The organism is Streptomyces millisiae (assembly GCF_031845425.1).
Lineage (GTDB): Bacteria > Actinomycetota > Actinomycetes > Streptomycetales > Streptomycetaceae > Streptomyces > Streptomyces millisiae.
The window spans coordinates 92,566-119,503 of sequence record NZ_JAVREM010000007.1; the positions used below are offsets into that span (position 1 = coordinate 92,566).

Sequence of the window (26,938 nt, forward strand, 5' to 3'; positions counted from 1 at the left end):
GGCGGCCGGCCGGGCACCGGGCCGGCCGCCGACGTGATCGTCTCAGGGCGCTCCCAACTCGATGGCGAGGGCGTTGACATAGCGGGAGGGGGCGCGGTCCGGAAGGTCGACGACCAGTTCGCCGCCGGGATGGACCTGGTCGAAGGGCACGGGTCCGTGGCCCAGCAGCCGCACGGCGGCGACGCGGTCCTCGGAGCGGGTGCTGCGGATGACGGTGCGGCCGTCCTTCGGCCAGGCCAGCTGGAAGGCGTAGACGGTCCGGCCCCGGCGGGTGAGTCGGTGGTCGGCGGGCGTCCAGGGGACGCGTTCCTCGGTGAAGCCGTCGACGACGACGCCGCTGGAGCCCTCGACGCCGTCGCGGAACGGCCGCGTCCCGTGGACGCCCTCGCCGCACAGCGCCATCCAGTCGGCCAGTTCGGTCAGCAGGTGCCGGCACTCCTCGTCGATCGTCCCGTCCGGGAGTTGCGGGATGTTGAGGAGCAGGTTGCCGTTCTTGGCCACGACGTCGACGAGGATCTCGATCACGTGTGCCGGGGTCTTGTAGACGGCGCGCACGTCGTAGAACCAGCCGCCGACTCAGGTGTCGGTCTGCCAGGGGTAGGGCGTCAGCCGTTCCTGCTGGCTGCGCTCCACGTCCAAAACGCCGATGCGGCGGACGTGTTCCTGGCGGTCCTTGTGCAGGTAGACGGCCTGGTTCCGGCCGCCGTGCGCGGCGGCGCTGCCGTTGTACAGGTGGGCGGCGGCGCGCAGCCCGGCGTCCATGCCCTGCGGGCCGAACGGCGGTGCGCCGTCGGAGTAGAGCAGGTCGCAGACCTTCGACAAGGCCTTCCGCCGCGCGTACGGCATCCCGCCCAGCGCGGCCGGCCGGGGGGTGATGAGCCGGCTCACGAGGTGACCGTGAGGTGCCGGCCGGTGGTGGACACCCACCTGGCCGACGGCGTGCGGCCCCGCGCCGCGCGGGAGCCGGCGTTACAGGCCGGGTATGCGGCCGTTGCGGAAGAGGTCGACGAAGATCTGGTGGTCGGCCCTGGCCCGGGCGCCGTAGCGGTGGGCGAAGTCGACCAGCAGTTCCGGCAGGCCGGCCTCGTCGGCCGCGAGCGCCTCGTGGATCGCCCGCTCGGTGGAGAACGGGACGAGGGAGTGGCCGCTCGAGTCGTCCGCGGCGGCGTGCATCGTCGCCGTGGCGCGGCCCAGGTCGGCGACCAGCTCGGCGATCTCGGTCGGGTCGTCGATGTCGGACCAGTCCAGGTCGACGGCGTACGGCGACACCTCGGCCACCAGCTGCCCCGCGCCGTCCAGCACGGTCCAGCCGAGCCACTGGTCGGCGTGGGCCTGGAGGGCCCGCTGCGAGATGACGGTGCGGTGCCCCTCGTGCTGGAAGTAGGAACGCACCCGCTGGTCCGTGACATGCCGGGAGACCGCGGGGGTCTGCGCCTGCTTGAGGTAGATCACCACGTCGTTCTCCAGGGCGTCGCTGTTGCCCTCCAGCAGGATGTTGTACGAGGGCAGGCCCGCGCTGCCGATGCCGATCCCGCGGCGGCCGACGACGTCCTTGACGCGGTAGGTGTCGGGTCGGGACAGGCGGGAGGACGGCAGCGTCTCCAGGTAGCCCTCGAAGGCGGCCAGCACCCGGTCCCGGTGTTCCGCGTCGAGTTCGACCGCGCCGCCGCCCGGCGTGAACCGGCGTTCGTGGTCGCGGATCTCGGTCATCGAGTCGAGCAACTCGAAGCGGGTCCGCTTCCTGGCGTCGCGCAGCGCGCCGAGCAGCGGACCGCGGGCGGTGTCGAGCGTGAACGGCGGCACCTCCGCCGCGGTGGCGCCGGCGGCCAGCGCCGCGACGCGTTCCCGGTAGGCGGCGGCGTAGGCGCGGACCAGGTCGCCGATCACGTCGTCGCTGAGCGCCTTGGTGTGCCCGAGCAGGGCGACCGAGGCGGCGAAGCGCTTCAGGTCCCACAGGAACGGGCCGACGTACGCCTCGTCGAAGTCGTTGACGTTGAAGACCAGCCGCCCGTTGGCGTCCATGTAGGTGCCGAAGTTCTCGGCGTGCAGGTCGCCGTGGATCCACACCCGCGAGGTGCGCTCGTCCAGGAACGGGCCCTCGGCGTGGTCCTCGGCCAGGTCCCGGTAGAAGAGGCAGGCCGTGCCACGGTAGAACGCGAAGGCGGAGGCGGCCATCTTGCGGAACTTCACCCGGAACGCGGCCGGGTCGGCCGCCAGCAGCTGGCCGAAGGCGGCGTCGAGGACGGCGAGTATCTCCTCGCCACGTTGGGATGACATCGCGAGGTGCCTCCTGGGTGCCCGGTGCTCGCCTCGGAGGCTACCCGCGGCCGACCGGGCGACGGGGCGCGCGCCGAAGGAGTTTGCCGAACCCGTACCCGTGGATCACCGGCCGTTGGTGCGGGCCGCGGCGGAGCACCCCGCTAGCCGGAGCCAACTCGCTTTCCTTTCCCGCTGCTTGCGGCACGCCGGAGGCGGGCGTGCGGCAAAATGGGTCGGCTGGCGACGGGAGTCGCGGCCGCGAGCGGGAGGGGAGCTGGGGGGCGTGGCGGAGTTGGCGGGGCTGGCCGACGGGGATCCGCGGCGGGTGGGGCGTTACCGGGTGTTGGCCCGGCTGGGCGCGGGCGGCATGGGGCGGGTCTTCCTGGCGCGCTCGCCCGGCGGGCGGCCGGTGGCCGTCAAGGTGGTGCGTTCGGAGCTGGCCGAGGACGCGGAGTTCCGACGGCGCTTCGCGCGGGAGGTGGCGGCGGCCCGGCGCGTCAACAGCTTCTTCACCGCCGGGGTGGTGGACGCCGACCCCGGGGGCGCGCCACCGTGGCTGGCCACCGCGTACGTCGCGGGGTTGTCGCTGAACGAAGCGATCTCCGCGCACGGGCCCTGGCCCGAGCCCTCGGTGCGGGCGCTGGGCGCGGGACTCGCCGAGGCGCTGGAGGCCATCCACGCGACCGGGCTCGTCCACCGCGACCTGAAGCCGTCGAACGTGCTGCTGGCGCGGGACGGCCCGCGCGTCATCGACTTCGGGATATCGCTGGCGATGGGCGCCACCGCGCTGACCATGCCCGGGGCCGTCGTGGGCACGCCCGGGTTCATCGCGCCCGAGCAGCTGAGGAACGGCGAGGCGGGCCCGGCCAGCGACGTCTTCTCCCTCGGCGCCGTGCTCGTCTACACGGCGAGCGGCACGGGCCCGTTCGGCGAGGGAACGGCGGAGGAGGTCAACTTCCGCGCCGCCTTCGAGCCGCCCCGGCTGCGCGACGTACCGCCGGGACTTCGGGGGTTGGCGGGCCGCTGCCTGGAGAAGGAACCCCGGCTGCGGCCGAGCGTCGCCGAGCTGCTCACGGCACTCGCGTCGGACACCGGCACGAGCCCTCTGGTGGCGGGGGAGTGGCTGCCGGCGCCGGTGTCCCACGCGGTGCGGGAACGGACCGAGACCCCGCTGCCCACCACCCCGCCGGCCCCCACCCCGAGTCTCCCCGAGGCCCCGCCGCCACCCGGCACGCTCGGCCCCGCGGCGCCCGCCGGGCCGCCGGGCCGTGGGCCCTCGCGGCGGGCGCTGCTGACCGCCGCCGGGGGGACGGCGGTGGTCGCCGGCGGCGGCGCGCTCGCCTGGCGGCTCGCCCGCGGCGGTGACACCGGCGGTGACACCGGCGGCGACGGCGCGGCAGGGGAGAGGACCGTGCGGATCGCCGTCCAGGGAGACCTGAGCGGGAGCAACGCCGACATCGGCCGGGAGATGCTCGACGCCGCCCGGCTCGCCGTGGACCAGGCGAACGCCTCGGGCGACCACCCGGGTCTCCGTTTGGAGGTGGTCGAGGCCGACGACCAGGGCGCGGAGGCGCGCGCCGCGACGGCGGCCCAGGCCGCGATCGACGACGGCGACGTCGTCGCGGTGGTCGGCCCGGCGTCGTACGAGACGGTGCTGGCGGCCGGCCCCCGGTACAGCGGGGCCGGTCTCGCCTTCCTGGTCCACTCCGTCACCGAGGCCGAGCTCGCCGGGCAGGGCTTCGCCACCCTGCTGCGCGCGGTGCCGGACGACCGGCAGTCGGGCACCGCGATCGGCGAGTTCCTCGCCCGGCACCCGGCCGTCTTCGGCGCGACCGTGATCGACAACGAGACCTCGTACGGCGTGGCGGTGGCCAACGAGGTGCAGGCGGTCCTGGTGAACGACCAGACCCACTACCTGGAGAGCCGGAAGTCCGTCGCGAGCGACGAGACCGACCTCGACGGCCTCGTCCGGGAGATCACGGACTCCGACGCGGACACCGTGGCGTTCCTCGGCGAGGTCGACCAGGCGAGCGCGCTGGCCACCGCGCTCGACGCGGCGGACTTCGTCGGGCCCCGGATCACCGGGAACCGGGTGCTGGACCAGGGCTTCCTCGACCGGGCGGGACAAGCGGCGGAGGGATGGTTCCTCGCCTCCTTCGTCGTCGATCCGTTCACCGACGACGCCACGACGGAGTTCGCCGGCCGCTTCGACGAGGCGTACGGCCGGCAGCCGGGCTACTTCGCGGCGCGCGCCTACGACGTCACCAGGTTGGTCACGGAGGCGGTGGCCGGCCTCGACCCCGAGGCGGTCGACCGGGACACGGTGTTCCAGGCGTTGTCCCGGGCCAGCCACGAGGGCGTCACCGGCGTGATCCGCTTCGGCCGCGACGGGGAGTACGGCGGGTCCGGGCCCCACCTCTACCAGGTGACCGACGGCGCGTTCGCCCCCCTCGGCCGCATCGAGGAGTACGGCTTCTGACCCGTCACGCCCGCGGTGGGTCCTGGGCGTCGAGCCTGGCCCGCAGTTCGGCGGCCAGCGGCAGGGACCCGGCCTCGTAGCCGGCGAGCGCCCGCCGCCAGTGGGCGCGGGCCGTGGCGTGGTCCCCGAGCCGGGCCCGCATATCGCCGATCCCCGCGTGCGAGTGGGCCTGCGCCACGCGTTCGCCGACCTCGACGGCGAGGGCCAGCGCCTCCTCGTGCAGGCGTAACGCCCGGGCCGGCTCGCCCGCCGCCGCGTGGGTGCCGGCCAGCGTGTTCATGGCCTCGACCATCAGCTCCGACTCGGCCACCGCGCGGGCCAGGTCGAGCGCCTCGCCGTGCAGGTCGAGCGCCCGGGCGAGTTCGCCGCGGTTCCGGTGGAGGGTGCCCAACTTGCCCAGGCACAGGGCCTCGATCTGCCGGTAGCCGGACTCGCGGGCGAGGGCCAGGCCGCGCCGGGCGTGGTCGAACGCCGCCGCCTCGGCCCCGAGCCGCGTGTGCACGTCGGCGAGGACACAGTGCGTGTTGGCCTCGACCGCCTTGTCGCCGTGGGAGGCACAGAGTTCGAGCACGCTCTCCAGGCGGTGCCTCGCCTCGTCGAGCCGGCCGAGGGTGCGCAGCGTACGCCCCATGTTGACCAGGAGCGCGCAGCGGACCCGCCAGTTGCCCGCCGCGCCGTTCAGCTCCAGCGCGCGTTCGAACTCCCGCATGGCCGCCGGCAGTTCCCCCCTGCGCAGCCGAACCCCCGCGAGGCCGTTGAGCACCGAGGCCTGGAGCGACCGGTCGCCGGCCCGCTCGTAGACGGCGAGTGCCCGCTGGAAGTGGCCGACCACCGCGTCGGGGTCGGCGCCCCACAGGTTCATCATCGTGCCGAGCACGCGCCGCGCGTTCGCCTCCGCGAACTCGTCGCCGACTGCCCGGGCCGCCCGGAGCGCCCGGGTGTGCAGGGTGATCGCCTCGTCGAAGTAGCCGCCCACGCGCAGGTACAGGTGCACCGTCTCCGACAGGCTGGTGACGAAGGTCGGATCGGCGTGCCGGGTGACCTCCAGCAGGTTGGCCCGTTCCGCGTCCAGCCAGCGCCGGGCGTCCTCGTGACCGGCGAACGTCAGGAGCGGCCCGGCGGGCGGCGGCGCCTTCGGCCGGTGCGCGTAGTCGTGCGGCGCGAAGACGTCCATGGCGGCTGAGGCCGTGTACAGGTAGTGGCCGCGCAGCCGGTCGAGCGCCGCGGCGCGCTCGGCGGCGGGGTCGGTGGACTCGGCGAGCTCGGCGGCGTAGTCGCGCAACAGGTCGTGCCGCCGGTGCCGGCCGTCGCCGGTCTGGTCCACCAGGTGGGCGCGCAGCAGCACGTCCAGGCACCGGCGGGTCTCCCGGAGGCCCAGCCCGGCCAGCACCGCCACGGCGTGCGCGTCGGTGTCGCGCCCGGGGTGCAGGCCGAGGAGCCGGAACACCCGGGCCGCGGCGGGGTCGAGCCGCTGGTAGGACCAGGAGAACACGGAACGCACCGCGGTGTGTGGGTCGCCCTCGATGTCCAGCAGGTCCAGGGCGCCCTGCCGCTCGGCGAGTTCGCCGGTCAGCGCGGTGAGGCCGAGGGCGGGCCGTGACCTGATCAGCTCGGCGACGATCCGCAGCGCCAGCGGCAGCCGGACGCACTGGTGGACCAGCGCCTCGGCCGCCTCCGGTTCCGCCTCGACGCGGGTGCCGAGCAGCTCCCGCAGCAGGCGGCGGGCGTCCGCCGCGGGGAGCCGGTCGACGCGGACCCGGTGGGCCCCGTCCCGGGCGACGAGACCGGCCAGCGTGTCGCGGGAGGTGACGAGCGTGAAGCACGCCGGGGCGCCGGGCAGCAGCGGCCGCACCTGTTCGACGGCGTGGGCGTTGTCCAACACGAGCAGGATCCGGCGCCCGGCGAGCAGGGTGCGGAAGCGGGCGGCGCGCTCGTCGAGCCCCTGGGGCAGCGCCGCGCCCTCCAGGCCGAGTGACCGCAGGAGCCCGGCCAGCGCGTCCTGCGGCGCGACCGGCCGGTCGGGTCCGTAGCCGCGCAGGTCGACGTAGAGCTGGCCGTCGGGGAACCGTTCCCTGGCGCGATGGGCCCAGCGCACCGCGAGCGCCGTCTTGCCGACGCCCGCGGTCCCGGACAGCGCCGCGACGGCGGCCGGCGCCGACGCCAGCAGGCCGTCGAGCTCGGCCAGTTCGGCGCCGCGCCCCACGAAGGTCCGCACGTCGAGCGGGAGCTGCGCGGGGACCTCCGCGCGCCCGGCGTCCCCCCGCCGGCCGCCCGGGCCCGCCGTCCCGCCGGGCCCCAGCGACTCGCCGTCGAGCACCCGGCGCTCCAGCGCCCGCAGTTCTTCCCCCGGCTCGACGCCCAGCTCCCGCACCAGCGTCTCCCGGGCCGCGCGGTAGGCCGCGAGCGCGTCCACCTGGCGCCCGGCCCTGGCCAGTGCCGTCATCAGCAGCGCGTGGAACCGTTCGTGCAGCGGGTGTTCACGCACCCGCTGGATCAGCTCCGCCACCACCTCGGTGTGCCGGCCGCGGGCCAACTCCGCCTCGTACAGCGTCTCCAGGGCGACGAGGCGGCGCTCGACGAGTCGATGTACCCAGTCGTCGAGGAGCGGGAGGTCGACCCCGGTGAACGGCGCCCCGCGCCATAACTCCAGCGCCGCGCGCAGCGCCGCGGCCGCGCCCCGCGGGTCCCGGCGGGCGGCGATCCCAACAGCCCGCTCGACCGACGACTCGAACCGCTCCGCGTCCAGCTCGCCCGACTCCACCCGCAGCCGGTAGCCGGCGGGCCCCAGCGTGAGCCGGTCCGACTCCCCGAGCTTGCGGCGCAGTCGGTGCACCTGGAGCTGGAGCCGCTGCCCGCTACGGGGATCCGGCCGGTCGCCCCAGAGCGCGTCGGTGAGCACGTCCGTCGCCACCGGCCGTCCGGCGCGCGCCAACAACACGGCGAGCAGGGTGCGTTCCAGCCGCCCGCCGAGCGCCTCCGCCCGCCCGTCCCGCCGGATCGCCACATCGCCAAGCACCTGGAACTCCACGTCCCGCGCCCTCCCCCCGCGCACCCGCCGGCCGGAGTGGCGGCTGACGGGGTGTCACGAGTCGCATGCTCCCAGAGCGGAATGGCGAGAGCAAAGCGCGCGGGGCGGCCGTGGGGCTGGCGGCCGTGGGGCTACTCGTGGGCGTCCACGGACAGCGGGGTCCGCCGTACCGTGCTGCGGCCGCGCACGTCGTAGTCCTGGGCGAGTCCGGTGGAGTGCAGCCGGCCGATGTCGGCGTTGTCGAACGTCAGCCAGCCGATCTTGGCGACCTTGCCGTCGTCCCAGTTGTAGCGGTCCCACACGTTGACCTGGTAGTCGAGGCGGGCCTCCGGGCGGCCGGTCGGCCCCGGCTCCACGGTGACCACGCCGGCGACGTCCAGCTCGGCGTGGCCCATCGCCAGGCGCCAGTCGGCGTCGTCGAACTCGAACCCCCGGGTGCCGGTGCGCACCGGGAAGGCGACGGGCCGGCCACCGCTCTCCCGGAACGCCTCCGTCGCCTCCCGCGCCCACTCCTCCCGCTTCGCCGAGACCGCCGTGTCGACCGCCCGGCCGACCACGGCCGAGTCCTGGAGCATGCTGTCGACGTCCACGTCGAGCGGGCTGCCCGAGCCGTCCAGGTAGTGGTCGAGCAGCCCGGCCGCGTCCTCGTAGCCGAGGGCCTCCGCCACCGTGCCGCCGGCCTCCAGCTCGGTCTGCAACGCGTAGTCGCGGACCAGGGGTTCGGCCACGTCGTACGCTCCCGCGCCCTCGTCGTAGCGGCGGTCAGGCGGGGCCGACAGCAGGCCGGCGTCCGTCAGGGCCGCGCGGTGCGCCGACCAGAACGAGGCCCGCGCGCCGGGGTCCATCTCGGCGAAGGCGCTCCGCAGCGCCGCCTCGCGCTCCGCCCGCACCTCGACGCCGGCGTCGCCGGCCTCGTGCGAGGCCCAGAGCGCCACCACGGTGCGCTGGGTGCGCAGTTCGCGGTCCAGGTCGGCGGCGGGCGGGTGGGTGGCGGCGTCCATCAGCCGGCCGAAGTCCTCGAACCGCTCCCGCCCCAGGCCGCCGGTGTCCCGGGGCGGCAGCTCGGGATCGTCGTTGACGCCGAGGAACGCCAGGGCCCCGGCGGGCAGGCGGTCCCGGCCGCCGCCCACCGCCGGGTCGGTCAGCATGACGATGCCGTCGGCGACGCGCGCCAGGGCGTCCGCCAACGGGGCGCCGCGCGCCGGGTCGAGCGCGAGCGGCCCGCCGGCCAGGGCACCGAGTGCGGCGAGTTCGCGGGCGTCGAGGCGGGCGTAGAAGCCCTCCAGGTAGGCGAGTTGACCGGCGTCGAGCCGGGCGCCCGACAGCGGCCGGCCGGTGAGCGGGTCGTACAGCTGGAGCCCGATGGCCGCCAACGTCTCGGTGTGGCGGCGCAGCGCCGCGGGGTCGGGCGAGCCGGAGGCCAGTTCGCGGGAGACCTCGTCGGCGGCGAATCCGGCCATGCCGGAGGTGGTCCAGAGCCCGAGCGGTCCGTCGGTCACGTCGTAGTCCAGGTCGCCGAGTTCGGCGCCGTACTCCGCCAGCCGGCGCCGGTACTGGGTGATGGCCTCGCCCATCTCCCGGGCCGTCTCCCCGGCCCGGTCGACGACCGCCGTCAGATGCCGCAGCCTGATCAGCGCGGGCCGGGACAGCGCGCCGCCCGCGCCGGGGGCCGGCAACGCGTCGTCGCCGAACGCGCCGGCCTCCAGCGGGGGAGTCTCGGCGAACTCCCGGCGCGCGCCCTCCAGTTGCTCGGTGAAGTAGGCGTCGAGCCCGGTCGGCCCCACAACCAGCGCGTTCACCTCGTCGACCGCGTCCAGGGCTCGGTTCATCGCGCGGACCAGCAGGCCGGTCACCCGGTCCAGGTCGGCGCCGTTGCCCTGGAGCCCGCGCGCGGTGGCGTCGATCCGCTCGGCGCCGTCGACCACGGCCTCGCCGTCCAGCCGGGCCGCGTCCTCGCCCGCCCGGGTGGCGGCCTCCGCCAGCTCGCCCGCCTCCCCGGCCTCGGCCGCGGCCCGCGCGTATGTCGCCGCGGTGTCCGCCATGCTCTCCGGGTCGATCTCGTCGACGAACGACTCGCGCCGCCGCCATGGCGAGCGGCCGAGCGCCGCCTCGACGTCCTCGCGCGTGAAGTCGACCGTCCCGGCCACCGCGCCTCCCTGCGGGCCGCTTTCCGTGTGCGAACACAGCCTAGCCCCGGGGCCGGCGGGCGGTGGCGGTGGCGGTAGCGGTGGCGGACACAACCTGTCCGCCACCGCTGGAAGTCTGCGGTCACCGGCACCAACCGGGGCCGGACGGTGATCGAAAGCCAGGAGCCACCATGTCCATCGCGACGACGACCCACCTGAACTTCCGCGGCGACGCCCGCGCGGCGCTCGACTTCTACCACTCCGTCTTCGGCGGGCGCGCCGTCGCCGTCACCCAGCGGGACGCCGGGAACGTCCAGCACCAGGACGAGGCGGAGTGGGTGATGTGGGGCGAGGTGGTCGGCGACAACGGCTTCCACGTCATGGCCTACGACGTGCCCTCGCGCCTGCCGTACCACCCCGGCGAGAACACCGTGTTCGTCTCCGTGCGCGGCGACGACCCGGCCGAGATCGCCGAGCTGTGGGGAAAGTTGACCGTCGGCTCCACCGTCGTGCGCCCGTTGGAGCCCGCGCCGTGGGCGCCGCTGTACGGCATGCTCAGGGACCCCTTCGGCGTCACCTGGGTCCTGGACCTGGCCTTCCCCAACGCATCGTGATGTGAAGTTACAAGCGATTTCGTTACGTTCGGCCCCCGTGCGCCGGGCCTCCGCCCCCGCCCGGGGGCTCGTATCGCTGTGACCGGCGCGGAGAAGTTCTGTCCTGAGTGTTAACAACACAGCTGGCCTGTTATAGCTTTCTGCCGCCTTCCCTCGGCAGCGAGGATTCGGACCATGACTATGGACAGAAGTGGTCGGCGCGGCCCCGAGCAGCGTCGGCAGGACATCGCCGACGTCGTTCTCTCCGCGGGCTCCGTCGCCGCCGCCGAGCTCGCCGGGCGGTTCGACGTCAGCCTCATGACGATCCACCGTGACCTCGACGAGTTGGAGCGCCGGGGGATCGTGCGCAAGCACCGCGGTGGCGTCACCGCCCAGCCGTCCGGGGTGTTCGAGAGCAACGTCGCCTACCGGTTGAAGTCGATGGGGCCCGCCAAGGACGCCATCGCCGAGCGCGCGGTCGAACTGATCGAGCCGGGCATGGCCGTCCTGCTCGACGACTCGACCTCGGCGCTCGCGTTGGCCCGCCGGCTCGCCGGGATCACGCCGCTGACCGTCGTCACCAACTTCCTCCGGATCATCAACCTGCTCGCCGGCGAGCGCGACATCCGGCTGATGGCGCTGGGCGGCGACCACGACCCGCTGCACGACTCCTTCCTCGGGGTCTCGTGCGTGGACGCGATCGAGGCGCTCAACGTCGACCTGTGCTTCGTGTCCACCTCCGCGGTGTCCGAGGGGTTCGCCTACCACCAGGAGCAGCACATCGTGTCGGTCAAGCGGGTCATGCTCCGGGCCGCGGCCCGCAACGTGCTGCTCCTGGACCACTCGAAGCTGGGCCGGGTCGCGCTGCACCGGGTCGCGCCGCTGACGGCGTTCGACCGCGTCATCGTCGACGACGGCGCGGATCCACGGGCGTTGCGTGACCTGGACGAGCGGAACGTCCCCTACGAGGTGGCGGCGACCTGAGCGGCGTCGCCCCACGGGCCGGGGCCGGGGCGGGCAGAGCGTGGCGTGAGTTCGTGAATTCAAGGAGGAATTTATGAGAGCGTCGATACCGAGCATCCCCTTCGACCGCCGCCGTTTCCTGCGGCTGGCGGGCGGCGCCGCCGCCGTGACCGCGCTGCCCGCGGCGCTGACCGGCTGCGGCGGCGGGTCGTCCGGCGGCTCAGGATCGCTGCGGCTCGTCGGCGTCTCCGACCAGCAGGCACCGCTCGACCTGCTCACCGCGGAGTACGGCGCCGCCGAGTTCGAGACCTCGTACTCCCCGACCGACCAGGTGCAGACCTCGCTGCGCACCCAGTTGGGCGCCGGCAACGCGCCGGACGTGCACGTGGTCTACCCGGGCAACGGCAGCGCGATGAGCATGGCGCAGATCGCCGAGGCCGGGCTGCTCGCCGACCTGAGCGAGCAGGCGTGGACCCGGAACATCCCCGACAACTTCAAGCCGGCCTTCCAACTCGACGGCAGGACCTACCTCTACTCGGCCGGCGCCAGCGTGATCGGCGCGATCTACAACCGGAGCGTCTTCCAGGAGGCCGGCGTCGAACCGCCCACCACCTGGGGCGAGTTCATCCAGGTCTGCGAGGCGGTCAAGGCCACCGGGCGGGTGCCGATCGCGCTGGGCGCGCAGACCCAGTGGGTCACCCAGCTCATCAGCTACGCCCTGGTGCCGTCCACCGTGTACGCCGGGAACCCGGACTTCGACAGCCAGCTGCGGGACGGCTCGGCGAGCTTCGCCGACTCCGGCTGGGCCGACGCCTTCGAGATGTACCTGGAGCTGCGCGACCGGGGGTTCTTCAACGACAACCCCAACGGCACGACGTTCGAGCAGCAGACCGCCATGGTGGCCACCGGCGACGCCGCGATGGCCGTCCAGGTCTCGGCGGTGCTGCCGGACTTCCGCGCCGCCGCCGCCAACCCCGACGACCTGTCGATGTTCCCGGTGCCCGGCGCGGACGCCGCCGACGACGTGTGGATCCCGGCCGGCGTCGTGGTCGGGCTCGGCGTCAGCGCGGGCAGCCGCAACCAGGCGGCGGCCCTGGAGTTCGTCGAGTTCCTCGGCGAGCAGCGCAACATCAACGCCTGGGCCGAGGCGATCGCCTGCGTGCCGCTGGTGCGCGACGCCGAGTCCCGCGTCGACCCGGTGCTCGAGCCGTTCCTGCCGTTCCTGGACGGCGACCGCGCGGTCCCCTTCATGGACCAGGCGTGGCCCAACGCCGAGGTCCAGCCAGCCCACTTCGCGGTGGTGCAGGAGCTGCTCGGCGACCGGATCACGGTCGCCGAGGCGCTGAACCGGCTGGACGAGACCTACCGGCAGGAGTAGGCCATGCCCACGACGTTCTCCGCGCATCCGACCACCCGGCGGGGAGGGCGGGCGTTCGGCGGGTCGCCACGGCGGGGCGGCTTCCTGACCCCGCCGTGGTGGTTCGCCGCGCCGGCCCTGCTGGTGTACGCCCTGGTGGTGCTGTACCCGAGCCTCAGCGGCATGGTCTACGCCTTCACCGACTGGAGCGGCATCGGCGACCGCTCGTTCACCGGGCTCGCCAACTTCCGGGAGCTGTTCCGGGACGACGCGGCCCGCGGCGCGCTGGGCAACACGCTGGCGCTGACCGTCGCGGTCGTCGTCGTGCAGAACGGCATCGGCCTGCTGCTCGCGCTCGGGGTGCACACCCGCATCAGGTCGCGCGGCGTGCTGCGGGTGGTCTTCTTCGCGCCCGCCGTGGTCAGCCCGGTCATGGTGGCGGTGCTGTGGAAGTACGTCTACAACCCTGCGCCGGACGCCGGCCTCAACGGGGTCCTCGGCGCGCTCGGCCTCGGCGGCCTGCGGCAGGACTGGCTGGGCGACCCGTCGTTGGCCCTGTGGTCGGTGGCCGGGATGGTGGTCTGGCAGTTCGCCGGCTACTCGATGGTCATCTTCCTGGCCGGTCTCGCGGGGGTGCCCGACGAGCTGCACGAGGCCGCGATGATCGACGGCGCCGGTCGGTTCCAACGCTTCCGGTACGTCACCTGGCCGCTGCTGGCGCCCGCGCTCACCATCAACGTCATGCTGTCGACCATCGGCGGCCTGAAGCTCTTCGACCAGGTCTACGCGGCGACCAGCGGCGGCCCGGGCCACGCCAGCGAGACGCTGTCCACGGTGCTCTTCAAGGAGGCGTTCGTCTTCGGTAACTACGGCTACAGCACGGCGATCGCGCTGGTACTCGCGCTGTTCGTGGCGGCGGTCTCGCTGGTGCAGATCCACTACCTGCGCGGCCGGGAGGTGAACGCGTGAGGTTCCGCTACGGGTTCCGCACCTTCCTGCTGGAGATCGTGATGGTCGCCGTCGCCCTGGCGTTCCTCTTCCCGGTGTACGCGCTGATCGCCCTGTCGCTGAAGGACGAACGGGCCATCGCCGCCGAGCCGTTGGCGCCGCCGACCGAGCCGACGTTCGACAACTTCTCCCGCGCCTGGTCGCAGGCGGCGCTCGGCGAGGCGCTGCTGAACAGCACGCTCATCACGGTGCTCAGCCTGGTGGCGCTCATCGCGACCGGCTCGTTCGCGGCCTACTTCCTGGCCCGCTGCGCGTCCCGTCTCGGCTACCGGCTGTACGTGCTGTTCCTGCTCGGCATCGTGCTGCCGTTCCAACTCGGCATGATCCCGCTGTTCACGTTCTTCGACTCGATGGGCCTGTTGGGCAGCTACCAGGGGATGATCCTCTTCTACACCGGCATCCAACTGCCGTTCACGGTCTTCCTCTACACCGGGTTCATCCGGGCGCTGCCGGCGGAGTACGCCCACGCCGCGCTGATCGACGGCGCCACCCACCTCCAGGCCTTCACCCGGGTGGTGTTCCCGCTGCTGCGACCGATCACCGGCACCGTGCTGATCCTCAACGCCGTGTTCGTCTGGAACGACTTCTTCACCCCGCTGCTGTACCTGGGCGGGTCGGCGCGGGAGACGGTGCCGGTGCGGGTCTTCGCCTTCGTCGGCCAGTACGTCTCCGACTACGGTCTGGTCTTCGCCGGCCTCGTGCTGGCGTCCCTCCCGATCATCGCCGCCTTCCTGTTCCTCCAGCGGTATGTAATCAGGGGCTTCGCCAGCGGCATGAAGGGATGAGGAGGTGAGTGGGGCGGCGGCTAGGGGGCCGCCGCCTCCTGCCAGCCCTCGCCGCAGCTGCCGCCGTCGGCCGCCTCGGTCACGGTGACCTCGTCCCCCTCCGGCGTGAGCAGCGGGTTGTAGAAGCGCGCTATCTCGGTGCTCGACCGCGGCACGTAGTGGAAGATCAGCGAGCGCCGGAACCGGTCGGTCGTGCGGTTCGGTCCCGAGCCGTGGACCAGGCTGCCGTGGAAGAAGAGCACGTCGCCGGCGCGCATCTCGGTCTGGACCTCCGCCATCCCCGGGGGCAGTTCGAGCCCCTGGGTGGTGAAGGACTCCGAGCGGTCGGCCTCCTTGGGGCACTCCAGCTCGTACCGGTGTGATCCGGGCGCCACCCGGAGCGCGCCGTTGGCCGCGTCGCAGTCGTCCACCGCGATCCACGCGGCGAGACAGGTCTCGGGGTGGGCCCGCAGGAACAGGTTGTCCTGGTGCAGCGCCTGGCCCCGGGCGGTGGGCGGCTTGAAGTAGAACATCGACTGGGCGCCGAGCGGCGGGCCGATCAGCTCCGCCACCCGCGACAGGATCCGGTGGTCGAGCATCCAGCGCCTGGCGAGCCGCCCCGCCGGCCGGTCGACGTGCCGGTGCGGATGGACGAAGCGCGGGTAGCGGGCCAGCACGTCGTCCTCGGGCACATGGTCGTCGTGTCCCATGGACCGGTCCCGCTCGACCTGTGCCATGAAGACGTCGCGGATTTCCTCGATCTCGGCCGACTGCAGGAGCGCGCGTTCCAGGACCACGCCGGTGCGCGCGTACTCGTCGGCGAGCCCGGTTCCGGGCTCACGCACGATGGTTGGCATACCAGCGATTCTGCGGCGGGGCCCGCGCCACGGGTATGGCAGAACGCGGCGCACCCATGGAAGATTCTGCTGTGCACGGCCAACGACCGCGTGCCGAGTCACGCAGCCCGGTGATCGACCAGCTGGAGGGCGGCCGACTGCGCGAGGGGCCCGAGTACGCCACCTTCCGCAGCCGCGGGACGACCGACTGGCTGCTGATCCACACCCTCGCCGGCGCCGGGCAGTTGACCGGGGTGGACGGGAGCCTGCGCACGGCGGTCGGCGACGCGGTCCTGCTGCGCCCCGGCGTGCTCCACGACTACCGGACGGCGCCCGACGAGACCTGCTGGGAGATCGTCTTCTCGCACTTCCACCCCCGGCGCGCCTGGCTGCCGCTGCTCGACTGGCCCCAGCCGGTCGCCGGCGTCGGCCGGATCCGCACCGGCGGCGAGGTGCACCGGCGCGTCGCCGCCACGCTGACCCGCGCCGCCCATGTCGGCGCGGGCACGCTGCGGCAGGCCACCGCGTTCGCGATGAACGCGCTGGAGGAGGCGCTGCTCTGGTGCGACACGCAGAACCCGCTGACCGCCCGCATGGACGAGCGGCTGCTGCGGGTCATCGACCATGTGGACGCCCATCTGGCCGAGCCGTTGACCGTCGACCGGCTGGCGGCGAGCGTGCACCTGTCGCCGTCCCGGCTGACCCGCCTCTTCGTGGAGCACCTGGGCACCAGCCCGCAGCGCTATGTGGAGCGGCAGCGGATGACCCTCGCGAAGCAGCTCCTCGACCTGACCAACCGCCCGGTGGCCGCCATCGCGCGCGAGCTGGGGTGGCGCGATCCGCTGTACTTCTCCCAGCGCTTCCGGCGGTTCACCGGCCTGAGCCCCACGGCCTACCGACAGCGCCGCTGACGCGGCGCGTTCGGCCGGCGTTCCGAGTGGATTGACGCGCGAGGTGAACTGACACTAGCTTGGTTGCAGTTCGGTCGGCGGTGCGCCGCCGGGAAGGGGTCGTGGTGAGCGTCAGCAGCAGGAGCGCGGTGGCGATCCACGCGCTCACGATGTTGGCGCGCTGGCGGGACCGCACGCTGACCTCCGGTGAGATCGCGGACAGCCTGGCGAGCAACCCGGTCCTGGTGCGGCGGATCCTGGGCAACCTGCGGGACGCGGGCCTGGTCCGGTCCATCGAGGGGCGCCACGGGGGCTGGCAACTGGCCCGCCCCGCGCGGGAGATCACGCTGTACGACGCGTACGCCGCCGTGGAGGCGGGCCCGGTGCTGTCCCGGCATCCGCATCCGCCGAGCGAGGCGTGCGAGGTGGGGCGCAACATGCAACACCTGCTCGACGTCGAGTTCGAAGCGGCGGAGCGGGCCATGGAGGAGCGGCTCGGCCGGACGACGATCGCCCGACTGGCCGGGCGGGTGCTCGACATCGAGCGCGAGGCCGCGCGCCGGGGCGACTGACAGTAGCGACGACGGAGGCGGGTTCCTCCGTCGTTTCCGACATCCAAAATGTAACCGCCGTGGTGGCGGTTGCGGGCTTTGAAGGGACCGGTTCACCGCATGACTTCCCCACCGAGGACGAGCGAGCGGAACGACCGCGGGCTCGCCCTGCTGACCGTGCTGATGGCGGCGATCCTCGCCACCGTCACCGCCAGCGACATGGTCAACCTGATGCTCCCGACGATCGGGGCCGAGTTCGGCGCCTCCGAGGCCGAACTCGCCTGGGTCGTCACGGGGTTCCTGCTGGTGTTCGCGGTCGGCGTCCCGCTCTACGGCCGGGTCTCCGACCGGGTCGGCCTACGGCGGCTCTTCGCCTTCGCGCTCCTGACCTACGCGGCCGGCAGCCTGCTCTGCGCCGTCTCCCCGAACCTGCCGGCCCTGGTGACCGGGAGGATCGTGACGGGCGTCGGCGCGGCCGCGATCCCGGTGCTCTCGGTCATCGCCGTCACCCGGCTGCTGCCGGGTGACCGGCGCGGCGTCGGCATCGGCGTGGTCTCCGCCGGCGCGGGCATCGGCACGGCGGCGGGGCCCGCGGTAGGCGGCGGGATCGGCGAGGCGCTCGGCTGGCCCGCGCTGTTCTGGATCATGCTCGTGGTCTCGCTGCTGTTGCTGCCCGCGGCCTGGCGGGTGCTGCCGGACGAGCGCCCGTCCGGCACGGGCCGGCTCGACCTGCCCGGCGGCGCGCTCCTCGGCCTCGGCGCCGGGCTGGCGCTGTTCGGCATGACCCAGGCGCAGGTCTCCGGCTTCGCCGCGCCCTCGGCCTGGGGCAGCCTGCTGATCGCCGTCGCGGCGCTCGCGCTCTTCGGGCGACGCACCGTCAGCGTCGACCAGCCCTTCGTGCCGCCCGCCCTGTTCACCAACCGCGTCTACCGGACCGGTCTGCTCGTCGCCTTCCTGGCCATGACGGTCAACCTGGGCGGCCTGGTGTTCGTCCCGCTGCTGGTCATCGAGGTGAACGGCCTCGACCCGGGGGAGGGCGCGCTGGTCATGATCCCGGCCGGGGCCGCCGTCGCGCTGCTCTCGCCCCTGATCGGCCGGCTCGCCGACCGGGCCGCCCCCCGCCCCCTGGTGCTGGCCGGGCTCACCCTGATGGGGCTGTCCGCCCTGTGGCTCTCGGCCCTCACCGACGGCTCCTCGGTGCTCCCGGCCGGCGCCGGGATCCTCGGGATCGGCGTCGGCTTCATGCTCGTGATGACCACCGTCATCGGCGCCGCGGCCCGCGAGCTGCCGGCCGAGCGGGCGGGCGTCGGCCTCGGCATCCTGCAGGGCGCCCAGTTCCTGGGGGCCGGCACCGGCCCCGCCGTGTTCGGCGTGCTGGCGTCCGCCAGGGCGGACGGTGGCGGCGGCGCCCTCAACCCCCTCTACTCCGGCGCGGACGGCGCCGCCTACTCCGACGTCTTCCTCGCCATGGCCGCGGTCGTCGCCGGCACGCTGGTGGTCGCCGCCCGGATGCGTCCCGCCGCTCAGCCGGAGGACGGCCGACGCAGCCCCGCGACGAGGATCCCGACCAGGCGCCGGGCGTCGTAACGGGGGTCGTCGCCGGCACCCGCGCAGAGGTTGCCGACGCCGCGCATCAGCTCGTAGGCGCCCGGGGCGGAGCGGATCTCCGCCGAACCGGTGGCGGCGTCCAGGAGTTCGGCGCAGACCGGGACCAGCCGTTCGAGGAAGGAGGAGTGCAGCGAGGCGAAGCGGTCGTCCTCGGACTGCAGGACGGTGGCGAGGCCGTGCTTGGTGACCAGGAAGTCGACGAAGAGGTCGATCCACCGGCCGAGCGCCGCGTAGGGGCTCGGGCCGTCGGCCAGCAGGGCCGGGCCGGCCTCGGCCAGCGCCTCGACCTGGTGCCGGTAGACGGCGACGATGAGGTCCGCCCGCGTCGGGAAGTGGCGGTAGATGGTGGCCGTCCCGACGCCGGCCCTGGCCGCGATCGCGCGGACCGGGGCGTCAACCCCCGACGTGACGAAGACCGCGGCGGCCGCGTCCAGCAGGGCCTCCTGGTTGCGTCGGGCGTCCGCCCGCTTGGGCCTCGTCGCCCGCTCCACGCCCCGCTCGCCGCCGTTCACCGCACCGTCTCCCTCGTCGCCGTGCCACCACGACGTTGCTAACCGGGACAGTGTCCCGTATCTTTGGAACCGGGACAGCGTCCCGTTTCTCTCATGGTGGCAGATCGGCCGCCGAACGGCCAGCAGAAAGGCATGCCCATGGCCACAACAGCAGGGGTCGCGACGGACGTCGTCGGCACCGCGCCCGCCCCGGTCGTCTCGGTGAAGCCGGTGACGCTGGAGGCGCCGGGCCGCGGCGAGGAGCTGCGGGTCAGGGTCTCCGCCCCGACCACCGGCGACGAGCTGCCGGTCGTCCTCCTCTCGCACGGCTTCGGCTCCTCGCTCGACGGCTACGGCCCGCTGGCCGACTTCTGGGCCGCCCACGGCCTGGTGGTGGTCCAGCCCACCCACCTCGACTCCCGGACCGTGGGCCTCGCGCCGGACGACCCCCGCACCCCCGACATCTGGCGCATCCGCGTCGACGACCTGAGGCGCGCCCTCGACCAGCTCGACACGGTCGAAGCCGCCGTGCCCGGCCTCGGCGGCCGCCTCGACCGGAGCAGGGTCGCCGTGGCCGGCCACTCCTACGGCGCCCAGACCGCCGGCAGCCTGCTCGGCCAGCGCGTCCTCGACCCGGCGGGCGCGCCGGGCGACGACCTGTCGGACCCGCGGATCAGGGCCGGCGTGCTGCTCGCCGCGGCCGGCGCCGGCGGAGCCGACCTGTCCCCGTTCGCGGCCGAGCACTTCCCGTTCATGAACCCGGACTTCACCACCATGACGACGCCCGCCCTCGTCGTCGCCGGCGACAAGGACGACTCCCCGCTGTCCGTCCGTGGCCCCGAGTGGTTCACCGACCCGTACCACCTGAGCCCGGGCCCCAAGAGCCTGCTCACCCTGTTCGGCGGCGAGCACTCGCTCGGGGGGATCGCCGGCCACGAGATCCGCGAGACCACCGACGAACACCCCGGACGTCTCGCGCTGCTCCAGCGCGTCACCCTGGCCTACCTCCGCCACGCGCTGGGCGTCGGGGACGCCGACTGGACGGCGGTGCGGAGGGCGCTGGCGGAGAGCGACGCGCCGCTGGGGCGCATCGAGTCCAAGTGACCCGCGCCCCGGCGGCGCCGGACGCGACGCGGGTCAGCCTCCCGGGGTGCGGACGGAGGAGCCGCCCGTGGCCGGCTCCGCGGCGCGCGCGGCCAGCAGCCGCTGCCGCCTGGGCCTCCCGAGACCCGGCGCAGGCCGCACGAACCCGGCTTGCGCGCCTCGCCGGCCAGGTGCTTGACGATGCCCCGGCACACGAACTCCTTCAGCCGCGCACCGGGCCGGCCTGCGACGTGGAACCCCAGCGTCGTCGGACCCGCCCACCAGTTGGTGCAGGCGGATCCGCTCGACGAAGGTCGGGCGCGGGTTGATCAGCGTCACCGTCACGTCGCGCGCCGCGTCTCCTCCGCGTTCACGGGGTCGGCCTCAAGACACCGGACGGCCAATCGCTGTGACAGCGTGTGAGTCAGATCACCCCACAGGCGGGTGCCGGGCCGCGGCCGCTCAGGGGTGCGCGGCGTGGAAGGCGGAGAGAGCCCGCTGCGCGAAGGGGCGGCGCTGGTGGAACACCTGCTGCACCCGGGAGTCCGAACGGGGCAGCTTGTGGCCGCCCTGCAGGACGGCGCCCGGGACCTCGAAGTTGTACGTGACCTCGTCGCAGGCCTCGTCCACCTTCACCCCCGGCTTCTTCAGCACGCCCTGGACCCCCTTGAAGCTGGTCTTCAGCTCCTCCGCCAGGAAGTCGATCTGGTCGTCCATGTCGAAGACCGCGTCGGCCCCCAGGGCGGGATGGCCCTCGGGCTTGTGGGTGAACACACCGGCGCGCCGCGGCGGCGACGTCCACTGCGCCAGGCCGATGCCCGGCCGCGCGGGGCCGACGTGGTGGGCGGCGTTCCGGTTCATGATCGCCTGCGGGGTGTGGTTCACCACGGCGCCGTTGAAGTTCTTCGACCGCATCGGGGTGCCCTCGGCGCTGCCCTCGACCCGGTTGGGGATCACCCCGGACTCGGCCACCAGGTTGCCGACGATCCCGGCCGCCCCGTTCACCGGGTAGTGGTAGTGGTCCACGAGGCGCTCCACCACGTGCAGCATCCGCTGGTCGAGGCTCTTCTTCTCCCAGTGCGCGTCTTTCGTGCCCATGATCCTCCGATCCTCCTCCTGTCACGTCGTATCGATGTGTCGCTTTGTCGATGTACCCCCCGGGTTTCCGCCGCGCGGCATCGATAACCCCACGGAAGGCCCCCACATCGCCGTTCTCGGGACGCCCCGATCCGGGTCCGAGGGCCGTGCCGGCCCCTATCGTCGGAGGCGTCGCCGCCCACGCCGCCGAAGGATCAGGAGCGATCGATGGTTCGCCGGGAGCCCTTCCAGCACCCCCGCTTCGCGCGGGCCTACCTCGGCATCGCGGAGCGGGCCGACCGGCGGGGCGGCGCGCGGCACCGGCACCGCCTGCTCGCCGGGCTGCGCGGCCGCGTCCTGGAGGTCGGCGCCGGCCAGGGCCGCAACTTCGCCCACTACCCGCCCGAGGTGCGGGAGGTCGTCGCCGTCGAGCCCGACCAGACGCTGCGCGCCGAGGCCGGCCGAACCGCCGCCGCCGCGCCGGTCCCGGTGTCCGTCACCGCCGGGCACGCCGGCCGGCTGCCGGCCGCCGACGGCACCTTCGACGCCGTCGTCTGCTCGCTCGTGCTCTGCACGGTCGACGACCCGCTCGCGGCGCTCGCCGAGGCCGCCCGCGTGCTGCGCCCCGGCGGCCAGCTGCGCTTCTACGAGCACGTCCGCTCCCCGCGCCGCTGGGCCGCGCTCCTCCAGGACGCCGTCACCCCGGTGTGGCGGCTGGCCGCCGGCGGCTGCCACCCGAACCGCGACACCGAGGCCGCGATCCGCGCCGCCGGCTTCACCGTCGACCGGGTCGACCGCCTCGCCTTCGCTTTCTCGCCGCTCTCCCCACGCCTCAGCCACGTCATCGGCGCCGCCACCCGCCCCTGACCGGGGCGCCCGACCGCCCACCGGAACCAGGGGGCACACTGGGCAAGGCAGACCACCGCGGAGAAGACTGCACCTGTGACCACGACTGACCAACCAACCCGGACCACCGGCGCCCCCGAGGCGGAGCCCACCGGCCGCCGCCGGCGCCTCGACCGGAGCACCCTCACGGCGGGCGCCACCGCGGCCGCCGGCGGACTCCTCCTGGCAGCGGCCTTCCCGCCCCTCGGCTGGTGGCCGCTGGCCGCGGTCGGGCCCGCGCTGCTGCTCGTGGTCCTCCGGCGGCGCCGGGCCCGAGCGGCCTTCGCCCTCGGCACCGTCTTCGGGCTGGCGTTCTTCGGCCCGCACCTGGTGTGGCTGACCAACCTCGGCCCACTGCCGTGGGCGGCCCTGACCGTCATCCAGGCCCTGCTGCTCGGCGGGCTCAGCTGCGCGGTGCCCGTCCTGACCCGACTGCCGGCCTGGCCGCTGTGGGCGGCCGCCTGGTGGGTGGCGGTCGAGGCCCTCAGGTCCCGCGTGCCGCTCGGCGGCTTCCCCTGGGGCCGGCTCGCCTTCAGCCAGGCCGACGCGCCCACCCTCGGGTGGGCCGCGATCGGCGGCGCCCCGGCCGTCAGCGCGGTCGTCGCGCTCGCCGCCGCCTGCCTGGCCGCCGTCCTCACCACGCTCCCCGCCGCGGCCCCCACGGCGACCCGGCGCGGACGCGCCGTCGCCGCGACCGGCCTGCTGGCCGCGCTCGCCACCTGCGCCGCCGGCGCCGCGTTCCTCCCGGCCGCCGCCAGAAGCGGCGACGAACAGGCCACGGTCGCCGTCGTGCAGGGCAACGTGCCGCGCGGGCGCACCCTGGAGGAGCAGGCCAGGGTCCGGCAGGTCGCCGAGAACCACGTCGCCGCCACCCGCGAACTGGCCGCCGACATCCAGGCCGGCCGGGCACCCCAGCCCGACCTGGTGCTGTGGCCGGAGAACGCCACCGACCGCGACCCGCGCGAGGACCCCACCCTGCGCGGTCCCATCTCCCAGGCGGCCGCCGAGGTCGGCGCGCCCATCGTGGTCGGCGCCATCCTGGACGGCCCGGGCGACCGCATCCGCAACGCCAGCCTGCTGTGGGACCCGGAGACCGGCCCCGGGCCCTACTACACCAAGCAGCACCTCGTGCCCTTCGGCGAGTACATCCCCGCCCGCGGCCTCCTCGGCGGCTTCGGCGACCTCCAGCTCATCCCGCGCGACTTCGCCCCCGGTGACGGACCGGTGCGCCTGGACGTCGGGCCCGTCCGGCTGGCCTCCTCCATCTGCTACGAGGTCGCCTACGACGGCCAGGTCCGCGAGGCCGTGCGCACCGGCGCCAACCTGATCGCCGTGCCCACCAACAACGCCACCTACATGCGCGACGACAACCTCGCCCAACCCGAACAGCAGCTGGCCATGTCCCGGCTCCGGGCCGTCGAACACGACCGCTCCGTCCTGGTCGCCTCCACCACCGGCATCAGCGCCGTCATCGCCCCCGACGGCTCGGTCACCGCGGCCACCGGCCCCTGGGCCCGCGAGGTGCTCACCGCCACCGTGCCGCTGCGCACCGACACCACCCTCGCCACCCGCCTGGGCGCCGTCCCGGAGACGGGCGTCGCCCTGGCCGCCGCGGCGGCCACCGCCCTCGGCGTGGTCCGCGCCCGCCGCGAGCGCCGCCCACCGGCGGACCGGACGGCGCCGGAGCCCGGCTCGGCGAACGACTGAGGCGATGGTCGGGCCCCGCTGCGGGGAGGACGAAGGCGGGGCCCGACGGGGGGCGCAGCAGACCCTACGCCTGGACGCGGCGGAAAGCGCCGGCCGTGCGGCGGTTGTTCCCACGGCGTCGTGCGGCGTCGTGCGGCGTCAGCCGCCCGGCGGCGCGGTGGAGGCCCGCACGACCAGTTCGGTGGCCAGCTCGACCCGGGGCTGGGCCGGCACCCGACCCCCCGCCAGGGCGAGCACCATGGTCGCGGCGGTCGCGGCCATCTCGGTCAGCGGCTGGCGGACCGTGGTCAGCGGCGGCACGGTCCACTGGGCCGGCGGCAGGTCGTCGAAGCCGACCACGCTGAGCTCGTCCGGGATGCGCAGCCCCGCCTCGGCGGCGGCGAGGTAGACGCCGAGCGCCTGGGCGTCGTTGCAGGCGAACACGGCGGTGGGCGGTTCCGGCAGCCGCAGCAGCGCCCTGGCGTGCGCGAGGCCGCCCTCGGTCGTGAAGTCCCCGGTCCTGATCAGCGCCGGATCGGCCGCGATGCCGGCGGTGTCGAGCGCGGTGCGGTAGCCGTCCAGCCGGGCCCGGCTGGCCATGGAGCGGTCGGGCCCGGTGATGACGGCGACGCGCCGGTGCCCGATCCCGAGCAGGTGCCGGGTGGCCGACAGGCCGCCGCCCCAGTTGGTGGCGCCGACCGAGGGGGCGGCGTGCGCGGGCTCCCCGCCCGGGTCGACGAGGACGAACGGGATGCCACGGCTGCGGAGTTGACCGCTCTGCGCGTCGGTCAACACGGCGAACACCGAGATGACGCCGGTCGGCCGGCGTGCCAGGACCTGCTCGACCCAGCCCTGGTCCGGGGTGTGCCGGCCCTGGAGCTCGGACAGCACCACGGCCAGCCGGTGCTCGCGCGCCACCCGCTGGACCCCGTTGATGACCTCTATCGCGTAGGCGTCGCGGGTCTGCCGGAAGACGAGTTCGAGCAGCGGCGCGGGGCCGCCCGCGCGCCGCTTCTGCCGCAGGTGGCCGTGGCGGCGGATGAACTCCTCGACCCTGGCGCGGGTGTCGGGGGCGACGTCCGACCGGCCGTTGATCACCTTGGAGACCGTCGAGACGGAGACGCCCGCCCGCTCGGCGATCTCAGCGCTGGTCAGCGGCTCGGCGCGGGGGTCGCCCGCTGCGGTGCTCGACATGGCCGGGAAGTCTAGCCCGAGGCGTCGAAATTTTCGAAGCCCTCTTTCCTTCAAATTCCCCTGGTTCCAGGGTCCTTGACGGCCCCTCGGAATGCTCCTACGGTTTCGGACACCGCTCACTACCGATCCGGTCGCCGATATTTTCGACGGCCGGAGCAGGGCGGTGACCATGAATGGAAGCGCTCCCATGGCCTGTCGGCCCCCCACGACAACTGGAGAGTGTCCATGTCCAAGACAACCGTGACGCGACGCTGGGCGCTGCTCGTCGCGCTCGTGGCCGCCCTGTGCGGCTCGCTGCTCGGGGTCCCCGCGGCGCGGGCCGGCGACGCCGCGCCGGCGGCCGGGCCCGGCGTCGCCGCCTGGCCGAACACGCCTGACGGTTTCGCCTCGACGTCCGGCGGCACCACGGGCGGCGCGGCCGGCCCGACGGTGACCGTGACGAACTTCGCGGACCTCAACCGCTACGCCACCGCGTCCACCCCCTACGTGATCCGGGTGGCGGCGCCGATCACGGTGACGCCGTTCGGGCACGAGATCCGGGTGACCTCGAACAAGACGATCGTCGGGGTCGGGACCTCGGGACACATCGTGAACGGCGGCTTCTTCCTCAACGGGGTCTCCAACGTCATCATCCGCAACCTCACCATCCGCGACACCCGGATGCCCGACGACGACCCCGGTGACGACGCCTACGACTACGACGGCATCCAGATGGACGGCGCCAACCGCGTGTGGATCGACCACAACCGGATCGAGCGGATGAACGACGGCCTGATCGACAGCCGCCGCGACACCACCAACCTCACCGTCTCCTGGAACATCCTCAACGAGGGCAACAAGTCCTTCGGGATCGGCTGGACGGAGAACGTCACCGCGCGCATCACGATCCACCACAACTGGATCCGCAACACCAACTCGCGCAACCCCAGCACCGACAACGTCGCCTACGCGCACCTCTACAACAACTACATGCAGAACATCACCGGTTATGGCAACTACTCCCGCGGCCAGACCCGGATGGTCATCGAGAACGGCTACTTCCAGAACGTCAAGGACCCCTACTACCGGGACTCCACCGCCACCCTCACCCAGACCGGCTCCATCCTGACCGGCACCACCGGACGCCAGGAGGCCGGCGGCACCACCTTCAACCCCCGCGACTTCTACTCCTACACCCTCGACCCCGCCAGCCAGGTCCCCACCATCGTCGGCCAGGGCGCGGGACCCCGGCCCGACATCGGCAACTGAGGCACCGGGGCCGGGCACGCCCACCACACCCCCAACGCGTGCCCGGCCCCGGCAGACTGGGGGCATGAACGAGTCGTCGCTGCCCGGGGGTTTCGTCAACGCCGTCGTCCGCGTCGGGGACACCGTCCGCCGCCCCGCGCCCGCCCGGGCGGCGTTCGTCCGTGAGCTGCTGCGGCTGTTCGAAGCCGGCGGCTGGGCGGGCGCCCCGCGCCACCTCGGCGTGGACGAGCGGGGTCGGGAGATACTCGGCTACCTCGAAGGGCACGTCGCCTGGGAGCCGGGCCAGCCCGCCGCCGTCTCCTCGGACGAGAGCCTGCTGGCCGTCGCGCGGCTCGTGCGCGAGTTCCACGACCTGACGGCGGGCACCGCGCTCGCCGGGGCGGGAGAGGTCGTGTGCCACAACGACCTGTCGCCGAAGAACACCGTCTACCGGCCGGTCGACGGCGCGCTGCGGCCGGTGGCCTTCATCGACTGGGACCTCGCGGCGCCGGGCGCCCGGGTGCACGACGTCGCCCACGTTTGCTGGCAGTACCTCGGTCTCGGCCCCTCGGTGACCGACGTCGCGGAGGCGGGGCGGCGGCTGCGGCTGGTCGCCGACGGCTACGGCCTGGCGGACCGCGGCGATCTGGTGGCGACGGTGCTGTGGTGGCAGGACCGGTGCTGGCGCGGCATCGAGGCCCAGGCCGAGGCGGGCGACCCCGCGATGGTCCGGCTGCGCGACAGCGGCGTCGTCGAGGAGGTGCGGGCGGCGTACCGCTGGGTCTCCGCCCACCGCGACGCTCTGGAGCGCGCGCTGCGTTGAGCGGGCCCGA

Annotated in this window: 23 protein-coding genes and 1 pseudogene; 14 read left to right on the forward strand and 10 right to left on the reverse strand. The window is 74.0% G+C overall.

The genetic code is table 11. The features are described 5' to 3' along the window. Positions 1-42: 42 nt before the first annotated feature. The 3 genes from RNC47_RS09625 to RNC47_RS09640 form a co-directional block, all read right to left on the reverse strand. Positions 43-555, reverse strand: coding sequence for an alpha-L-fucosidase (locus RNC47_RS09625; protein WP_394814743.1), 513 nt, complete (start codon positions 553-555; stop codon positions 43-45). Between the two features lie 21 nt (positions 556-576). Continuing rightward, a complete protein-coding gene (locus RNC47_RS09635; RefSeq protein ID WP_311597358.1) occupies positions 577-888 on the reverse strand; it encodes a hypothetical protein in 312 nt (103 codons plus the stop codon). 81 nt (positions 889-969) lie between these two features. Further along, positions 970-2,277, reverse strand: a complete 1,308-nt coding sequence (locus tag RNC47_RS09640) for a DUF2252 domain-containing protein (protein WP_311597359.1) — start codon at positions 2,275-2,277, stop codon at positions 970-972. A gap of 265 nt (positions 2,278-2,542) precedes the next feature. Between RNC47_RS09640 and RNC47_RS09645 the strand changes: the two genes are divergently transcribed. After that, a complete protein-coding gene (locus RNC47_RS09645; RefSeq protein WP_311597361.1) occupies positions 2,543-4,738 on the forward strand; it encodes a bifunctional serine/threonine-protein kinase/ABC transporter substrate-binding protein in 2,196 nt (731 codons plus the stop codon). Positions 4,739-4,742: 4 nt separating this feature from the next. Here the strand turns inward: RNC47_RS09645 and RNC47_RS09650 are convergent, their stop codons facing one another. Both RNC47_RS09650 and RNC47_RS09655 read right to left on the reverse strand, forming a co-directional pair. After that, positions 4,743-7,754 (reverse strand): AfsR/SARP family transcriptional regulator, encoded by a 3,012-nt coding sequence (locus RNC47_RS09650; protein ID WP_311597363.1) that lies wholly within the window; start codon positions 7,752-7,754, stop codon positions 4,743-4,745. 143 nt (positions 7,755-7,897) lie between these two features. After that, positions 7,898-9,913 carry a hypothetical protein gene (locus RNC47_RS09655; protein ID WP_311597365.1) on the reverse strand — a complete coding sequence of 672 codons (2,016 nt, stop codon included), beginning with the start codon at positions 9,911-9,913 and terminating at the stop codon, positions 7,898-7,900. A gap of 170 nt (positions 9,914-10,083) precedes the next feature. Here RNC47_RS09655 and RNC47_RS09660 point away from each other — a divergent pair, with 170 nt between their 5' ends. The 5 genes from RNC47_RS09660 to RNC47_RS09680 all read left to right on the forward strand — a co-directional run bounded on the left by RNC47_RS09660 (position 10,084) and on the right by RNC47_RS09680 (position 14,598). Further along, a complete protein-coding gene (locus RNC47_RS09660; protein WP_311597367.1) occupies positions 10,084-10,506 on the forward strand; it encodes a VOC family protein in 423 nt (140 codons plus the stop codon). Positions 10,507-10,680: 174 nt separating this feature from the next. After that, positions 10,681-11,469 carry a DeoR/GlpR family DNA-binding transcription regulator gene (locus RNC47_RS09665; protein ID WP_311597369.1) on the forward strand — a complete coding sequence of 263 codons (789 nt, stop codon included), beginning with the start codon at positions 10,681-10,683 and terminating at the stop codon, positions 11,467-11,469. 73 nt (positions 11,470-11,542) lie between these two features. Then, positions 11,543-12,826: an ABC transporter substrate-binding protein gene (locus tag RNC47_RS09670; RefSeq protein ID WP_311597370.1), complete on the forward strand. Its 1,284-nt coding sequence runs from the start codon at positions 11,543-11,545 to the stop codon at positions 12,824-12,826. 3 nt (positions 12,827-12,829) lie between these two features. Further along, a complete protein-coding gene (locus RNC47_RS09675) occupies positions 12,830-13,774 on the forward strand; it encodes a carbohydrate ABC transporter permease (RefSeq protein WP_311597371.1) in 945 nt (314 codons plus the stop codon). Next, positions 13,771-14,598 (forward strand): carbohydrate ABC transporter permease, encoded by an 828-nt coding sequence (locus RNC47_RS09680; RefSeq protein WP_311597373.1) that lies wholly within the window; start codon positions 13,771-13,773, stop codon positions 14,596-14,598. The genes RNC47_RS09675 and RNC47_RS09680 overlap by 4 nt, the downstream gene beginning before the upstream one ends. 20 nt (positions 14,599-14,618) lie before the next feature. Here RNC47_RS09680 and RNC47_RS09685 read toward each other — a convergent pair whose 3' ends face one another. Then, positions 14,619-15,434, reverse strand: a complete 816-nt coding sequence (locus RNC47_RS09685) for a phytanoyl-CoA dioxygenase family protein (RefSeq protein WP_311597375.1) — start codon at positions 15,432-15,434, stop codon at positions 14,619-14,621. Positions 15,435-15,490: 56 nt separating this feature from the next. Here RNC47_RS09685 and RNC47_RS09690 point away from each other — a divergent pair, with 56 nt between their 5' ends. From RNC47_RS09690 to RNC47_RS09700, 3 genes are all read left to right on the forward strand, one after another. After that, positions 15,491-16,324 carry a helix-turn-helix domain-containing protein gene (locus RNC47_RS09690; protein ID WP_311597377.1) on the forward strand — a complete coding sequence of 278 codons (834 nt, stop codon included), beginning with the start codon at positions 15,491-15,493 and terminating at the stop codon, positions 16,322-16,324. A gap of 104 nt (positions 16,325-16,428) precedes the next feature. Continuing rightward, positions 16,429-16,875 (forward strand): Rrf2 family transcriptional regulator, encoded by a 447-nt coding sequence (locus RNC47_RS09695; RefSeq protein ID WP_311597379.1) that lies wholly within the window; start codon positions 16,429-16,431, stop codon positions 16,873-16,875. 99 nt (positions 16,876-16,974) lie between these two features. Further along, positions 16,975-18,441: an MFS transporter gene (locus RNC47_RS09700; protein ID WP_311597381.1), complete on the forward strand. Its 1,467-nt coding sequence runs from the start codon at positions 16,975-16,977 to the stop codon at positions 18,439-18,441. Here RNC47_RS09700 and RNC47_RS09705 read toward each other — a convergent pair. After that, entirely contained in the window at positions 18,378-18,974 is a 597-nt protein-coding gene (locus tag RNC47_RS09705) for a TetR/AcrR family transcriptional regulator (RefSeq protein ID WP_311597382.1), read from the reverse strand. The two genes, RNC47_RS09700 and RNC47_RS09705, sit on opposite strands and share 64 nt — an antisense overlap. Positions 18,975-19,112: 138 nt before the next feature. Here RNC47_RS09705 and RNC47_RS09710 point away from each other — a divergent pair, with 138 nt between their 5' ends. Continuing rightward, entirely contained in the window at positions 19,113-20,057 is a 945-nt protein-coding gene (locus RNC47_RS09710; protein WP_394814744.1) for an alpha/beta hydrolase family protein, read from the forward strand. A 189-nt stretch (positions 20,058-20,246) separates the two neighbouring features. Here RNC47_RS09710 and RNC47_RS37600 read toward each other — a convergent pair. Together RNC47_RS37600 and RNC47_RS09715 are read right to left on the reverse strand one after the other, a co-directional pair. Next, positions 20,247-20,384 (reverse strand): annotated as a pseudogene (locus tag RNC47_RS37600) (FAD-dependent oxidoreductase); the annotation flags it as partial. Between the two features lie 114 nt (positions 20,385-20,498). Continuing rightward, the gene (locus tag RNC47_RS09715) at positions 20,499-21,134 is read right to left on the reverse strand and encodes a phage tail tip lysozyme (protein WP_311597384.1); all 636 of its coding nucleotides are present in this window, start codon (positions 21,132-21,134) and stop codon (positions 20,499-20,501) included. Between the two features lie 207 nt (positions 21,135-21,341). Here RNC47_RS09715 and RNC47_RS09720 point away from each other — a divergent pair, with 207 nt between their 5' ends. Both RNC47_RS09720 and lnt read left to right on the forward strand, forming a co-directional pair. After that, the gene (locus RNC47_RS09720) at positions 21,342-21,980 is read left to right on the forward strand and encodes a class I SAM-dependent methyltransferase (RefSeq protein WP_311597385.1); all 639 of its coding nucleotides are present in this window, start codon (positions 21,342-21,344) and stop codon (positions 21,978-21,980) included. Positions 21,981-22,055: 75 nt separating this feature from the next. Then, the gene (gene lnt / locus RNC47_RS09725) at positions 22,056-23,705 is read left to right on the forward strand and encodes an apolipoprotein N-acyltransferase (protein WP_311597387.1); all 1,650 of its coding nucleotides are present in this window, start codon (positions 22,056-22,058) and stop codon (positions 23,703-23,705) included. Between the two features lie 138 nt (positions 23,706-23,843). On the opposite strand, the gene RNC47_RS09730 is transcribed toward lnt, so the two are convergent. Beyond that, complete coding sequence (locus RNC47_RS09730) at positions 23,844-24,878, reverse strand: LacI family DNA-binding transcriptional regulator (protein WP_311597389.1); 1,035 nt, start codon at positions 24,876-24,878, stop codon at positions 23,844-23,846. 225 nt (positions 24,879-25,103) lie between these two features. On the opposite strand from RNC47_RS09730, the gene RNC47_RS09735 reads away from it, so the two are divergent. After that, the gene (locus RNC47_RS09735; RefSeq protein ID WP_311597391.1) at positions 25,104-26,126 is read left to right on the forward strand and encodes a pectate lyase family protein; all 1,023 of its coding nucleotides are present in this window, start codon (positions 25,104-25,106) and stop codon (positions 26,124-26,126) included. A gap of 64 nt (positions 26,127-26,190) precedes the next feature. Continuing rightward, entirely contained in the window at positions 26,191-26,928 is a 738-nt protein-coding gene (locus RNC47_RS09740) for a phosphotransferase (protein ID WP_311597393.1), read from the forward strand. Positions 26,929-26,938 lie beyond the last annotated feature (10 nt).

Excerpts from the sequence above, each read along its gene's own strand:
- RNC47_RS09675 (WP_311597371.1), top strand. The coding sequence starts at position 12,830 with ATGCCCACGACGTTCTCCGCGCATCCGACCACCCGGCGGGGAGGGCGG.
- RNC47_RS09665 (WP_311597369.1), top strand. The coding sequence starts at position 10,681 with ATGACTATGGACAGAAGTGGTCGGCGCGGCCCCGAGCAGCGTCGGCAG.
- RNC47_RS09685 (WP_311597375.1), bottom strand. The coding sequence starts at position 15,434 with ATGCCAACCATCGTGCGTGAGCCCGGAACCGGGCTCGCCGACGAGTAC.
- RNC47_RS09710 (WP_394814744.1), top strand. The coding sequence starts at position 19,113 with ATGGCCACAACAGCAGGGGTCGCGACGGACGTCGTCGGCACCGCGCCC.
- RNC47_RS09720 (WP_311597385.1), top strand. The coding sequence starts at position 21,342 with ATGGTTCGCCGGGAGCCCTTCCAGCACCCCCGCTTCGCGCGGGCCTAC.
- RNC47_RS09735 (WP_311597391.1), top strand. The coding sequence starts at position 25,104 with ATGTCCAAGACAACCGTGACGCGACGCTGGGCGCTGCTCGTCGCGCTC.
- RNC47_RS09740 (WP_311597393.1), top strand. The coding sequence starts at position 26,191 with ATGAACGAGTCGTCGCTGCCCGGGGGTTTCGTCAACGCCGTCGTCCGC.
- RNC47_RS09700 (WP_311597381.1), top strand. The coding sequence starts at position 16,975 with ATGACTTCCCCACCGAGGACGAGCGAGCGGAACGACCGCGGGCTCGCC.
- RNC47_RS09690 (WP_311597377.1), top strand. The coding sequence starts at position 15,491 with ATGGAAGATTCTGCTGTGCACGGCCAACGACCGCGTGCCGAGTCACGC.
- RNC47_RS09730 (WP_311597389.1), bottom strand. The coding sequence starts at position 24,878 with ATGTCGAGCACCGCAGCGGGCGACCCCCGCGCCGAGCCGCTGACCAGC.
- RNC47_RS09660 (WP_311597367.1), top strand. The coding sequence starts at position 10,084 with ATGTCCATCGCGACGACGACCCACCTGAACTTCCGCGGCGACGCCCGC.
- RNC47_RS09640 (WP_311597359.1), bottom strand. The coding sequence starts at position 2,277 with ATGTCATCCCAACGTGGCGAGGAGATACTCGCCGTCCTCGACGCCGCC.
- RNC47_RS09715 (WP_311597384.1), bottom strand. The coding sequence starts at position 21,134 with ATGGGCACGAAAGACGCGCACTGGGAGAAGAAGAGCCTCGACCAGCGG.
- RNC47_RS09670 (WP_311597370.1), top strand. The coding sequence starts at position 11,543 with ATGAGAGCGTCGATACCGAGCATCCCCTTCGACCGCCGCCGTTTCCTG.